Annotated in this window: 12 protein-coding genes and 3 pseudogenes; 7 read left to right on the top strand and 8 right to left on the bottom strand. The window is 56.5% G+C overall.

Annotated elements, in window-relative coordinates:
• Window positions 1–418, bottom strand: a 418-nt coding sequence (locus PMI01S_RS25520) for an Hsp20/alpha crystallin family protein (RefSeq protein ID WP_084322888.1), incomplete at its 3' end; no start/stop codon positions are given.
• Window positions 419–491: 73 nt separating this feature from the next.
• Complete coding sequence (gene arcD / locus PMI01S_RS25525) at window positions 492–1,985, bottom strand: arginine-ornithine antiporter (RefSeq protein ID WP_084322889.1); 1,494 nt, start codon at window positions 1,983–1,985, stop codon at window positions 492–494.
• Window positions 1,986–2,380: 395 nt separating this feature from the next.
• Between arcD and PMI01S_RS25530 the strand changes: the two genes are divergently transcribed.
• The gene (locus PMI01S_RS25530; protein WP_084322890.1) at window positions 2,381–2,992 is read left to right on the top strand and encodes a dTMP kinase; all 612 of its coding nucleotides are present in this window, start codon (window positions 2,381–2,383) and stop codon (window positions 2,990–2,992) included.
• 320 nt (window positions 2,993–3,312) lie between these two features.
• Window positions 3,313–3,426 (top strand): annotated as a pseudogene (locus PMI01S_RS31770) (zinc-binding alcohol dehydrogenase family protein); the annotation flags it as partial.
• A gap of 181 nt (window positions 3,427–3,607) precedes the next feature.
• Here PMI01S_RS31770 and PMI01S_RS25540 read toward each other — a convergent pair.
• Window positions 3,608–4,591, bottom strand: a complete 984-nt coding sequence (locus PMI01S_RS25540; RefSeq protein ID WP_084322892.1) for an LLM class oxidoreductase — start codon at window positions 4,589–4,591, stop codon at window positions 3,608–3,610.
• A gap of 752 nt (window positions 4,592–5,343) precedes the next feature.
• Between PMI01S_RS25540 and PMI01S_RS25545 the strand changes: the two genes are divergently transcribed.
• Entirely contained in the window at window positions 5,344–6,651 is a 1,308-nt protein-coding gene (locus PMI01S_RS25545) for an OprD family porin (RefSeq protein ID WP_084322893.1), read from the top strand.
• A gap of 283 nt (window positions 6,652–6,934) precedes the next feature.
• On the opposite strand, the gene PMI01S_RS25555 is transcribed toward PMI01S_RS25545, so the two are convergent.
• The 3 genes from PMI01S_RS25555 to PMI01S_RS25565 all read right to left on the bottom strand — a co-directional run bounded on the left by PMI01S_RS25555 (window position 6,935) and on the right by PMI01S_RS25565 (window position 9,540).
• A complete protein-coding gene (locus PMI01S_RS25555; protein WP_084322894.1) occupies window positions 6,935–7,954 on the bottom strand; it encodes a zinc-binding alcohol dehydrogenase family protein in 1,020 nt (339 codons plus the stop codon).
• A gap of 10 nt (window positions 7,955–7,964) precedes the next feature.
• A complete protein-coding gene (locus tag PMI01S_RS25560; RefSeq protein ID WP_047530955.1) occupies window positions 7,965–8,258 on the bottom strand; it encodes a putative quinol monooxygenase in 294 nt (97 codons plus the stop codon).
• Window positions 8,259–8,448: 190 nt separating this feature from the next.
• Complete coding sequence (locus PMI01S_RS25565; protein ID WP_084322895.1) at window positions 8,449–9,540, bottom strand: NADH:flavin oxidoreductase/NADH oxidase; 1,092 nt, start codon at window positions 9,538–9,540, stop codon at window positions 8,449–8,451.
• An 86-nt stretch (window positions 9,541–9,626) separates the two neighbouring features.
• Here PMI01S_RS25565 and PMI01S_RS25570 point away from each other — a divergent pair, with 86 nt between their 5' ends.
• Complete coding sequence (locus PMI01S_RS25570) at window positions 9,627–9,929, top strand: ArsR/SmtB family transcription factor (protein ID WP_077045165.1); 303 nt, start codon at window positions 9,627–9,629, stop codon at window positions 9,927–9,929.
• Window positions 9,930–10,011: 82 nt separating this feature from the next.
• On the opposite strand, the gene PMI01S_RS25575 is transcribed toward PMI01S_RS25570, so the two are convergent.
• Window positions 10,012–10,920: a LysR family transcriptional regulator gene (locus tag PMI01S_RS25575; protein WP_084322896.1), complete on the bottom strand. Its 909-nt coding sequence runs from the start codon at window positions 10,918–10,920 to the stop codon at window positions 10,012–10,014.
• A 121-nt stretch (window positions 10,921–11,041) separates the two neighbouring features.
• Here PMI01S_RS25575 and PMI01S_RS25580 point away from each other — a divergent pair, with 121 nt between their 5' ends.
• Both PMI01S_RS25580 and PMI01S_RS32135 read left to right on the top strand, forming a co-directional pair.
• On the top strand, window positions 11,042–11,785 hold the full coding sequence (locus PMI01S_RS25580) for an SDR family oxidoreductase (protein WP_083348644.1): 744 nt from the start codon (window positions 11,042–11,044) through the stop codon (window positions 11,783–11,785).
• A gap of 67 nt (window positions 11,786–11,852) precedes the next feature.
• Window positions 11,853–12,092, top strand: a pseudogene (locus PMI01S_RS32135) (helix-turn-helix domain-containing protein); the annotation flags it as partial.
• Between the two features lie 36 nt (window positions 12,093–12,128).
• On the opposite strand, the pseudogene PMI01S_RS25590 reads toward PMI01S_RS32135, so the two are convergent.
• Window positions 12,129–12,416 (bottom strand): annotated as a pseudogene (locus PMI01S_RS25590) (Mu transposase domain-containing protein); the annotation flags it as partial.
• Window positions 12,417–12,476: 60 nt separating this feature from the next.
• Between PMI01S_RS25590 and PMI01S_RS25595 the strand changes: the two are divergent.
• The gene (locus PMI01S_RS25595) at window positions 12,477–12,671 is read left to right on the top strand and encodes a hypothetical protein (protein WP_010799166.1); all 195 of its coding nucleotides are present in this window, start codon (window positions 12,477–12,479) and stop codon (window positions 12,669–12,671) included.
• Window positions 12,672–12,818: the final 147 nt, after the last annotated feature.

Genomic DNA, 12,818 nt, shown 5'->3' on the forward strand with positions numbered 1-12,818 from the left:
AGTTGAACACACGCTCGAAGGAGCCGTAGTGACGCTCGCTCAAGTAATAGCCTTTGCGTTTTTCTTCCTTGTCCTCTTTCTTTTCACCCTTGATGATCAGGCTGCCGTTCGACAGTTTGATCTCGATGTTCTTCTGATCCATGCCGGGCAACTCGGCGGTGATCTCGAAGCTATTATCCTTTTCGGTGATGTCCACGGCAGGCAAGCCGCGTGAGATCAGATCACGTGGGAGGAACGATTCGACATCGAACAGACCGCGACTGAAAGGCGACACCAATGATCCGCGATGGAAGTCCTCGAACAGGTGATCCACCTGTTGCCGGAGTTTCTCCAGCGGGCGCCAAAAGTCGGTTGTCACGGGCACCTGGCTCGATTTTTCGTCCCCATGTTCGTGCATTTTTTTTACGGAATTGCTCATTTTCGGTACTCCTCTCGGATTGAAGGTGGAACGACGAGCACTGTCGGCGAACCACCCGGATTGAACGAGCGTCTTACAGCGTCAATGCCCCAGACCACAGCATCCAGCCGGCATAGGCCGCTGCCGCCCAGATGATGATCAACAAACCCGTTTCCGGACCGCTGAGGGGCTGGCCCTCACGGGCCTTCAGCGTGCCGAGGTAGATCAATGAGCCAGGGGCGTAGAGCAAAGCGCTGAGCAGCATGTATTTGGGCCCGGCGGCGTACAGCAGCCAGACGCAATACAGGGAAGCGATCAGCGCAATGGCCAAGTCACGTACTTGCAAGGCGCGATGACCGGCGTAGGTTTCGCCCTGCCAGGTCATTTTCAGCGCATACAGACTGCTGAGCAGGTAGGGCAGCAAGATCATCGAGGTGGCAAGGGAAATCAGTGCCAGGTAGCTTGCGCTCGAGTAGAGCGTCAGCAACAGAAACAGCTGGATGCACCCATTGGTGAGCCACAACGCATGGGCCGGTACGCCACGGGCGGACTCCACGCCAAGTGACGGCGGCATGACCTTCTCCTTGGCCGGTGTGAACACTGATTCGGCCGCCAGCAAAGTCCAGGCGAGTAGGGCGCCGCCAACCGAAATGATCAGACCGATGCTGATCAGCACCGCACCCCAAGGCCCAGCGGCAGCCTGCAGTACGCCGGCCATCGAAGGGTTTTTCAGGGCGGCCAGTTCCGGTTGTTTGAGGATGCCCAGTGACAACAGGGAAACCGCGATCAGCAGTAACAGGGTGATGACAAAACCAATGACAGTGGCGCGGCCGACATTAGCGCGCTCTGCGGCGCGGGCGGAAAACACATTGGCACCCTCGATGCCGATAAACACCCAGACCGTCACCAGCATTGTGCTTTTGACTTGGTCGAGGGTGCTGCCCAACGCAGGCGTGCCCCAGAAATCCACCATGAAGGTTTCGCGCTGGAATGCCGCGATCACAAAACCGATGAACAGCAGCAACGGCACGATCTTGGCCACGGTGGTCAGGGCGTTGACGCGAGCCGCCGCACGCATGCCCCGCAGGACCATCCAGTGCAACGACCAAAGCACAACGGACGCACCAGCAATCGCTGCCTTGTTATTGCCTTCGCCAAATTGCGGGAAGAAGTAACTCAGCGCGGCAAACAGAATCACCAGGTAGCTGACGTTCCCGATCCACGCACTGATCCAGTAGCCCCAGGCGGAGTTGAAACTGAGAAAATTGCCGCCCAGAGCCCGGGCATAGGCGAATACACCGTTGTCCAGCGCCGGCTGGCGGTTGGACAAGGTCTGGTAGACCAAAGCCAGCGACAGCATGCCAACCCCAGTGATCAGCCAGCCAATCAGGATCGCTCCGGCTCCGGCGCTGGCGGCCATGTTCTGCGGCAGGCTGAAGATGCCGCTGCCGATCATCGAACCCACCACCATAGCTACCAGCAGGCTCAGAGTCAGACGCTTGGGCTCCGTCTTGCGCAAACTGCCGGCCAGCGGCGGATGCTGGGTGGGGGAAACACCCGGTTGAATGTCTTGCAGTTGAGTAGCCATGACGCGCCTCCACGAGACAGGATGGTCGGCATTGGTCGCGGGTGCGGTTATGCGGACGTCGAGGTTTAATCTCGTCGAGAAGCGCGGGGAGGTGTTTGATTAAAATCAACTGAGGAAAAAAAACGCATTTGAGGGTGAGTACGCGTGGGAAAACAGGAAATCCTGTGCGCAAGCTATTTGTAACAGTTGCGTCCTGACACAGGATTTTGTGGGCGATGACCGATGTTCATAGGCGGCTGTAACCCTGGATTTTGGGGCCCGATAGCCAGAAAACGGGTTAGAGTGCTCATCAATGTCTGTTCATAAGGACCCTCCACTCGATTTGCGTAGTCGCGCCAAGCGATCCCAGCGAACGAACCGGGCCAAAAAACCGTATATCAATCGTTATGTGAAGAATGAATCGTTCGCTGTTTGTTTCTCTAGATGGGCCCAAGGGAGCCGGCAAAACCACACTGTTGGAGGCCGTCACGAAAGTACTCAGGGCAGACAACAAAAAGGTAATCCGACTTTGCGAGAAAAAAAGCGATCCCTATCGAGGTGAAACAATGGCCCTCGTGAACAAACTCGTCAGAAACCCCACCCGGGAATTAGAGTTACGGGTTTGTGAGCGCCTTGCAGATAGCCGTACCTGGATTTCCCGGCACGTATTGGTTAAACAGCCCCCAGACAGCATCATCCTGATCGATCGCTGGTACCCGTCTGATGCCGCGTTTCGCCGGATAATCCCGTTTGCAGATATTCTGCAGTTGAACATTGATCGAAACGTGCGAGTGCCAGACCTGCATGTCGGGGTTATTACCGACCCTGATATTTCATGGGCGAGGGCGGCGGCCCGATCGCGTGGGCTGAACAGTACGGTGATCAATAAGCTGGAAGAACATGTCGCTTGTACCCAGGCGTTCGAGCGAGCGATTGCAGATAACGGCTGGGTTTTATGCCGTAATGAAGGAAAGATCGAAGATGCAACGATGCAGGTGGTTTCGGAGATTTATAAAGTCCTTCGATAGGCGAAGTTCTCTGCGCCAGTTTTGATGCGGTTGAGATAGCCGTAGATGTAAATCGTTAGCAGGATCGAAGGGATGATTTGGGGAGAGGCTTACTGACCTGACGGTTCGAGCGTCGACTGCTGGAGCCGGGGGTTGGTAGATTGAAAGAACCTTTGGCAGGAGTTCCGCTCTGACACATGATTTAACTTATGGGCCATGTCATATGTTCATAGGCAGGCCGTTAATATGTTCTGCTGCAGGTCCGACGGCTGATGGCGTGGAAATGTTCATCGGTCCAAGTTCATGGAAACCGGGCTGCAGCTTCAGGACTGTCCGGCCAGCAAACCACTGTGGGCGAGCACTTCGGTGCGATCAATGCGGCAAACATGCGTCGTGCCCATGCGCTGGTCGAAAGCGGCAAAGCCCGGGGCAAGATCGTTCTCGAAGGGTTCTGATTTCACTCATCGGGTGAGGGCGGTTGCGCGTATTTCGATGCATTGGTATCAGCGCTTCACCGCCACGGCAAATGACCTGCTCGAAGAGCCGTTGCAACCGATATTCCTTGCTCAGGTATCGGCCTGATGATTCGACCTGTTGAACCGCACCACCTCGGCCGGCATGGAGGCGGCCGGCGCATCATTTCGCTTCAGGACGCGGCTGTACTCCGAATTGCGGAACGATGTGAGTGCCCAGCTCTTCAATGACTTGCGCAGCAGGGCGCTTTCCGTATTTGAGATTCAGGATAACGTGGTCCACTCCGATTTCCTCAAGCGACTCCAGCAAAAACCGAAGATGGTAGCGTCCAAGTTTAAACCCCAAATGAATGCGAGTGGGCGGCGTAGACGGGGTCTCATCGAGGTCGATGTAGAGCGACTGGGTGAAGGGCTTATAGACGGGGCCACATTGCTTCATGACCTCCTGCCGCCAATCTTCCACGATCATTCGCTGCATGTTCGGTATACGTGGATAGTTGATCCATCCGACGCTTTCGCGTGCGATCCAATCCAGTGACTGGCGACTATTCCCGGTCACGAGCATTGGAATGACTTGGGTTGTGGGTTTCGGAATGAGGTCTGCGCCCCGCATCTCACCACCGCTCCAGCGGATGGGTTCAAAGCTGGTGCTGTGGGCTTGGCGAATCACCTCGTAGTGTTCTCGAAAGATTTCTCCGCGTCTCTCGGGATCGACGCCAAAAGCCGAAAACTCCACAGGACGATCGCCGGAAGCAACCCCCAGAATCAAGCGACCTGCGCTCAACTGATCGACGCTGGCTGACGCCTTGGCCGTGTGCAGAGGATGGTGTAAAGGGATGGCAATGGAGGCGGTGCCAAGCGCTATCTCCGACGTATGAGCAGCCATATAGCCCAGGTAAACCCAAGGGTCGAACAGCTGGCCCACATCGCCGAAACCAGGGTCCCGAAGCGGCACGTCGCGAAACCAGAGCGCGCAGAAGCCCAGCGCCTCTGCTTGTTTGGCCAGTGCGACCTGATTGAGCATGCTCGGAGTGTCCCCATCGAAGGCCTCCAAAGGAAAGAACAATCCAAGGCTCAAATGACCCTGAGTGAAGGTTCGGCTGAACCCTCGATGCTGCTGATAAGGAATCGTGCTCGGCCGATACATACTCATCTTCCTCAATGGGAGAACGTGAACAGCGCCCCTGTTTCCAGAGTTGCTGCGGCATCGGTCGCTTGAGAACGACAGGTGGGGTAGTGCGTGTAGCCTTCCCGTTGCACCGTACATGCTGGTCGGGTCGACCGGATCGAGGGGCCAGTTGCTGGCGATACGCGCGGGCAGGTCCGGATTCAGCGATGAGCGGACGGTAGAAAGAAATCAGATCGCTCCAGCCCGATACATCATCTGAGCAAAGGCATGGGGATCATTCAACAAGCGTAGGCGGCATTGCGGGGAACCGCCATGTTCGTCGTCCGTCTCGGTACCTGTCGCAGATGATTACACCGCAGTCTGGGCCTTGGGCGTCGTGATCGGCGCGCCGCGGGTTGCTATTGAGGACAGTCGTCAGGTCAGCCCGCTGAGCCTTTAGATACTCGACCGACAATTTTGTCCGGCCCCAGTCCTGAAATTCAGACGATAAGATAAATTTTCAGACCCCAACGCAGAACTCCATTTCCCCAGGCAAGGCACTCCCTGCGCCTTTCTCACACAATCGGCTCTAACGCTATCGCGCTGCATGACAGAAACAGGTGCGATGAGCGACTTTGGAACTTGCACTAACGATATTAGCTTGATGCAGGAGGGGCTAGGCATCGTCGATTTCTGGTCTTTAGCAGGATATTAAGAATAATAAAAACGCGCACCTGGAAAATTTTGCGTTGCTTCTATTACTTCAAAATAACAAATGGAGCGCTATATAAGTGAGTGGAAAAACAATAACTGCAAGTTCGGTGTTTCTTAGTATCACCCTGAGTGTCCAGGCGCATGCTGACTTCCTGAGTGATAGCAAAGCCACCTTGGGAATGAGAAACTTCTACTTCAATAACGACAACCGCGATGGCGTTGCCGCCCCTTCTAAAACCGAAGAATGGGCGCAGGGTTTCATGCTGGACTTCAAATCGGGCTATACCGACGGCATGGTTGGCTTTGGTGTCGATGGCTTGGGGTTGCTGGGGGTTAACCTGGACAGCGGCAAAGGACGGCATGTCGGCAGCAGCATGATGCCTTCTGACAGTGACAACCGTGCCGTCGACGAGTGGAGCAGGCTGGGGCTGACCGGAAAAGTCAAAATGTCGAAAACTGAACTTCGCTACGGCACCTTGATTCCGAAACTCCCCATTCTGGTCGCCAACGATGGGCGCGTGCTTCCGCAAACCTTCGAGGGCGTTCAAATCACCTCGAGCGAGCTCAATCGCCTGACCTTGACTGGAGGTCGGATTGAACATGCAACAGGACGTGGTTCGAGCGATCAGACGGGGCTGGCCGTTACTGGTGGTACGCGTGAAAGCAATCAGTTTGACTTCGCCGGGGGCGATTGGAAACTCACCAAGGATCTGACAGCTCAGTACTACTACGCCGGCCTCGATAACTACTATACGCAGCATTTTTTGGGATTGATTCACACCCTTGCCATCTCGGACAATCAGTCCCTCAAAACCGACCTGCGCTACTTCAAAACTGACTCGTCAGGTGCAAATAGCTCCGGTACGTCAGGCTTCAGAATGAGTGGCTACACCAAAAACGGTGATGGAGAAATCGATAACCGTACCTGGAGTGCCGCGTTGATTTACACACTGGGTGGCCACGCAATTACTGCGGGGTACCAAAGTGTGTCGGATGGCAGCAACTTCACTCAACTCAGTCAAGGTAGCCTGCTAAACAAGGGCGCCGGTGGAGCAAGCCTGTATCTGTATACAGACCGCTTTATCCAAACTTTCACCCGCGCAGGCGAGCGCACAGCTTTCGGTCAGTATGCTTACGACTTCGCCGCTCTGGGTGTCCCTGGCCTAAAAGGCTCGGTCATGTACCTCTCTGGCGATAACATTAAAACGACGTCAGGCGCCAACCAAAAGGAATGGGAAAGAGACATTAGCCTGGACTACGTCCTTCAGTCGGGAGCGCTAAAAGGCGTCGGGTTCGGCTGGCGTAACGGCAAGTCCAACAGCGAAGCATCTCGTAACGTAGATCAGAATCGTATTTTTGTGACCTATAGCATTCCGCTTCTCTAACTATTGTCATGAGCGGTTAATTCCCAGCTTTGTTTTTGTTTACAGAGCTAATGATGGATTCAGTCGTCTTGTTCCACTTGAAGAGCTTGGCAAGCGCTGCGGGCGCTGAGACCTGGAACTGATGGCTGACCTCTTTGGGCGTTAATCCCTCCGCCAATAACAGCAGAATTTTGGCCCGCAGCCCAAGACGTTGCCCCAGCCAGCCCATCCGCGATCAGCCTTGTAGTGTGGCGTGGTCAAATCGCATTAAAACGAATGGGGCGGCGGGTTTGTCTAGACCCTCTTAGAAGCCTTCCAGCACGACCTTACCCTTCGCCTTGCCGCTTTCCAGCAGAGCATGGGCACGACGAAGATTTTCTGCGTTGATGCGCCCATAGTTGTCGCCAACGGTGGTGCGCAACTCACCCGTATCAACGCGCCGCGCAACTTCGTTGAGGATGTTGTGCTGCTCCTGCATGTCCTCTGTCTCGTAAAGCGAGCGGGTGTACATCAGCTCCCAGTGTAACGACAGGCTCTTACGCTTCATCGGTACGACGTCAAGCGTGGCCGGGTCATCGATCAGGCCCAGCCTGCCCTGAGGTTTCAGTGACTCGATGATTTGCTCGAAGTGCCGATCGGTCTGGGTCAGGCTTGCGACATAGCTGACTTGTGCGATACCGATGCGCTTGAGCTCCTCGCTGAGTGGCTTGGTATGGTCGATGACATGATGCGCACCAAGCTCGGTGACCCAGGCCTGGGTTTCAGGGCGCGAAGCCGTACCAATGATCGTCAACCCGGTTAACTGACGCGCCAGCTGAGTCAGGATTGAACCCACCCCCCCTGCAGCGCCGATGATCAGCAGCGTTTCGCCCCGGTCGGTGGTATCGCGTGCAACACCGAGGCGAGCAAAAAGTAATTCCCATGCGGTCAAGGAAGTCAGTGGCAATGCCGCAGCCTGGCTGAATTCCAGTGACTGGGGCATTGAACCGACGATACGCTCATCCACCAGTTGCAGCTCACTGTTGCTGCCCGGGCGGATCAGCGATCCGGCGTACCAGACCCTGTCACCGGGCTTGAATAGCGTCACGTCGCTGCCCACCGACTTGACCACGCCGGCAGCATCCCAACCGAGGATACGCGGCTGGCTCTCGTCCTCGTGCGGTACATAGCCCTGCCGCACCTTGGTATCGACAGGATTGACCGATACGGCTTTTACCTCTACGAGCAAGTCGCGCGGCCCCGGCACTGGCTCGGGTATATCGATCTCCACCAAGGCGTCGGGATGTTCAATAGGCAGGCATTTGAAATGTGCAATGGCTTTCATTCGATGCTCCTCAGGAGATGCGATACATCTTCGTGATGGTGAGCTTTTCAGCAGCACGTTCGATGAAAGGGAGCGCTGACTGAAAATGCGGTGTCGCTTCGTGAGCAGTCTGCGCCGCTTCGTCCCGCCACTGCTCGATCATGTGGAAAGTGCGAGCTTGCTCGGCATCACGATGGAGGTCGTACTGGATACAGTCCGCTTCCCCTCGGCTTGGGCCTTGCAGGTTCTGCAACGTTTGCTCGAGCTCTGTTTCGAAGCCGGCCTTGGCGACCAAAGTGGCAATCAGTGTTAGAGCGGTAGTCATCAAACCTCCTGTCTGCGTGCGATATAAAGGGGAAACGCATTGGCTGGCACGGGTGTATCGAAGATGTCCATGCCGGCCATGCGGCCAAAAACCTGAATCCGGGTGAGAGCGCGACAACAATCTTGCCCGCTTGGGCATTCGACTAAGTTGATAGCCCTAAGGCCATGCGAGCGCCCTCGCTCCGGCGGGATCACCTGTAGCGTTCAAGCCAATGGGCATAGGGAGCGGGCAGGGTCCAGGCAGCACGCTCTACACCCAGCGCCTGGGCGGCTGAATAGGACCAGTTGGGATTGCCCAGGTGCGCCCGGCCAATCATCGCCAGGTCCAGTTGACCACTCTTCACCGCTTCTTCGGCGACGCTCGGCGTGCCGAAGCCCCATGCCGAGGCCACCGCAATCCCCGCCTCGCGCCGTACCCGCTGGGTAACTTCGCCCATGAAACCGGGGGCCCAAGGAATGTTGGATTCAGGGATGGTGAACCCGATACTGACGCTGAGCAAGTCCAATCCACCGTCCTTGAAACGACGCGTCAGTTCGATAGCCTCTGACAAGGTCTGTTCATCCCGGCCGTCGTATTCGATGACACCCAGACGAGCGGTCAGCGGCAAGTGCTCTGGCCATACTTCGCGAACCGCCGCCAGTGTTTCTAGCAGAAAGCGGCTACGGTTATCGAAGTTTCCGCCATAGGCGTCGTCACGAAGGTTGGAGTGTTCAGAGAGGAATGACTGGGCCAGATAGCCATGGGCGAAATGCAGCTCCAGCCACTCGAAGCCGGCTTCACGTGCACGGCGAGCGGCGGAGACAAAATCCTCGCGCACTCGGGCGATATCCTCCAGCGTCATGGCTTTCGGCTGCTTGGCGAGGTGAGCGCCAAAGGCAACAGCAGACGGGGCGATGGTCTGCCAGCCACGCAAATCATCCTCGCCGATATGATCATCACCTTCCCAAGGACGGTTCGCACTGGCCTTGCGCCCCGCGTGGGCAATCTGGATACCTGGCACTGCGCCGGCAGCCTTGATCGATTGCACCACCGGCACGAAGGCACGAGCGAGCTCATCATTCCAGATACCAGCGCAGCCAGGCGTGATCCGTCCTTCGGGTGACACGGCGGTCGCCTCGACAACCACCAGTCCCGCCCCGCCACGCGCGAGGGTGGCATAGTGCACAGTGTGCCAATCGTTGATCAGCCCATCATTGGCCGAGTACATGCACATGGGGGGAATCGCGATCCGGTTGCGAAGGGAGACATCCTTGAGCGTGAAAGGTTGGAACAGTGCAGACATCAGGTTTTTTCTCCGAGGGATACTATTACTGTTGTTCGATAATATTCGAACTATTGACCTAGAGCAAACCCGTGTATGATTCGCTCATGCGCCCCTTCAAACACCTTCCTCTCAGCGAATTCGTTCTTGAGCGTCTGTTTTACGCCTTGAGCGACCCTGTACGCCTGGAGATTGTCCGGCGCCTCGCCGAGCTGGGAGAGGCCAGTTGCGGCGACCTGGACGGTGGCCGCGCGAAGTCCACCATGTCCCATCATTTTCGGGTGCTGCGAGATGCCGGCTTGGTTCAAACCCAGACCATCGGCACGACCCACATGAACTCGTTGCGTAGAGAAGACTTGAGTAACCGTTTTCCGGGCCTGCTGGAAGCGATCCTGTCCCAGCACGACTAATGTTTCTGCGGGTCATCCAGTGATGCAATCCCGAAGGGACAGCGTAGTACTCCCCCCAAACAAGCCCTTGTTCAGAACTGTTTCAGCGCTTGCTCTGCGCAAAAATACGCGGGTCGGAGAAACAGTTGACCAGGTGGTCGTACACCAGCCTCACTCGCGGCGCCACGGGCCCTGATTGCGGACGATACATGATCAGTTCCGAAGGCGGCGGGGCATCGTGTTGCATGACCTCGACCAGTCGCCCTTCAGACAGGTAGGGTTCTGCCAGATAACCGGGCATTTGCCCAAAGGCGATGCCGGCCAGGACAATCTCTCGCTCGGTTTCTGGGTCGTCGCAGGTAAATGCTGGGAAGGCAGGCAGGAACGCTTGCCCCTCGGCAAGCACCCATGGCCAAGGGCGGCCGTTGTTGCGATCAATCAGCATCGACAGGGGCAGACGTTTCAGATCCTCGATGTTGCCAGGGCGCTGTACGGTGTCGAGGAGTGACGGCGCCGCAACGATTTTCAGGGCGACATGGGCCACCGTTCTGGCGATATAGCGCCGATCCCGCACGGCGCCGACACGAATGCCGATGTCGATCTTGTTGGCCACCGCGTCGGTGAGCTGGTCATCCAGACTCAGGTCGATGCTCAGGCCCGGATTCTCCCGCATCAGCGGTTTCAGAAACTCGATCAGATACAGCTTGCCAATGGCGTGCGGCGCCGTAATGCCGACGATGCCTTTTGCCTCCTGTGTACTGTGGGCGATAAACAACTGATCCACCCGCTCCAGGGTTTCCCGGGCTTGCAAGGCGAGTTTGGCACCAAACGCGGTGACATGAACCTGCCGCGTGCTTCGGTGGAACAACAGCTCCCCAAGTGTGCGCTCCAGTTCTTTGATGGCTCGTGTCACGGTCTGCGGAGAGGTGCCGAGGCGGGTGGCGGCATCGCGAAACGTGGTCGATTGCGCTGCCACAGAAAAGATCCGAATCAGTTCCATGCGATTGAGCATTGCCGTCAACTCCCGTTCCAGAAAATGGAATTCTCAAATCCGAACTCTTCCATTTTCTGACAAATAAAACCAGCGCAGACTGCACCCATCAACCAAGCAGGTCTCAACAGGAGCGCTGAACATGAGTAAAAATATCCAGGGTAAAGTGGTCGTCATCACCGGTGCGAGTAGCGGTCTGGGCGAAGCAACGGCGCGTCATTTGGCTGCGCTCGGCGCCCATGTGGTACTTGGCGCCCGTCGCCAGGATCGTCTGGATGCAATTGTCCGGGAGATCGTCGCAGCAGGCGGCAAGGCGATTGCCCATCCGATCGATGTCACACGCAAAGAGGACTTGTCTGCGCTGGTCGCCAAGGCTGTCGAGGCATTCGGTCGCATCGATGTGATGATCAACAATGCAGGGCTGATGGCGATCTCTCCGATTTCGCAGCTGCGCGTCGAAGAGTGGGATCGCATGATCGACATCAACATCAAGGGCGTGTTGTATGGCATCGCGGCCGCGTTGCCGCTTTTCGAACAACAGGCCAGCGGTCACTTCATCAACATCTCGTCGGTTGCCGGCATCAAGGTATTCAGCCCCGGTGGCTCGGTGTACAGCGGCACCAAGTTCGCGGTGCGCGCCATTTCCGATGGCCTGCGTCATGAAGTCGGCGGGAATATTCGCACTACGACCATCGAACCGGGCGCGGTGGATTCCGAGCTCAAGTTCGGCAGCGGGCACCAGCCGAGCGCCGAGGTCGTTGGCGAGTTTTACAAGATGGCCATCCCGGCTGATTCGGTTGCACGGGCCATCGCATACGCGATCGAGCAACCTGCCGATGTCGACATCAACGAAATCGTTCTGCGTCCCACTGCGCAAGACTTCTGATAGGTACCCTTTGCCGTTTGCGCCCTTGCACAAAGGCACGGGCGTGAGCGACTAAGCTTTAGCGCTATTGAAATACTTCGAATGTCTAGCCTGGAGCCAAACTCCCACGCAAGCCAACCGATTCGGTGATATCAGCGCGTTTGTCTTTGCTGTGAAGGCGGGAAGCTTTATCGCTGAGGCGACTGCACTGGGCCTGACCCGTTCGGCGGTGGGTAAAAGCGTTGTTTGCCTATAAGACCGGATGGGCGCACGATTGCTCAATCGCACGACGCGCAAACTGAGCCTGACGGACGAGGGGCAGATAGCCTGCGCTTGAAAGGCAAAATGAACTTAAAGTGCCAGTAAGCTGCGTGAACGGCGCGCCATTGCGCAGTGCTCCGGGTTTGCGTTCGAGGAGCGGGATGTAATGCAGTCAGTCAAAACTGACCTGGTCTCGATCAAAGTGGCGCTCGTGGCTGGCAGTCATCGTGTCATCGGCGATGACAACCACCCGCGTGGGATACAGACGAATGCTGATCCACTGGCCGACCCGCTCACACGGCACCGAGTAGCGATTTCGCGCCACGCTGATCAGGCAGGTGCTGGAGACCCGCACAGTGCGTTCGACATAGCCATCAAATTCGGTCCGCATCCATTTCGACCCGCTCCAGCGGCACGAAAACATTAACCCGGCGAACCGAGGACATAAAAAATGGCGGTGTTAATTTTTGACAGTTCGGAAAATTCAATAGTCGAAGCCCGTGTTCTGGTCGAGGCGCTGAATGAATGGTTGGCGGAACAGCAGCCCAGTTGCCCGCTAAAGTCCGCCCATGCGCAACTTTGCTATCGGCCCGATGGCACGCTGGATTCTGTATTGACCGTACTAATAGACGTGGCGGTGGACTAATGACAGCCCGGATTGGAGCGGCGCTTCGTGCTGATATGCACTTGACCGTAGAACTCCCGCCATGACGCGAATTTCGAGTCAGTCATCAAGGTGTTGTGCTGGAAAACTTACTAAATCTAGCGGAGTTTTGCTGTTGATCACCTCGTA

Origin of the sequence: Pseudomonas migulae NBRC 103157 (assembly GCF_002091715.1) — a bacterium.
GTDB lineage: Bacteria > Pseudomonadota > Gammaproteobacteria > Pseudomonadales > Pseudomonadaceae > Aquipseudomonas > Aquipseudomonas migulae_A.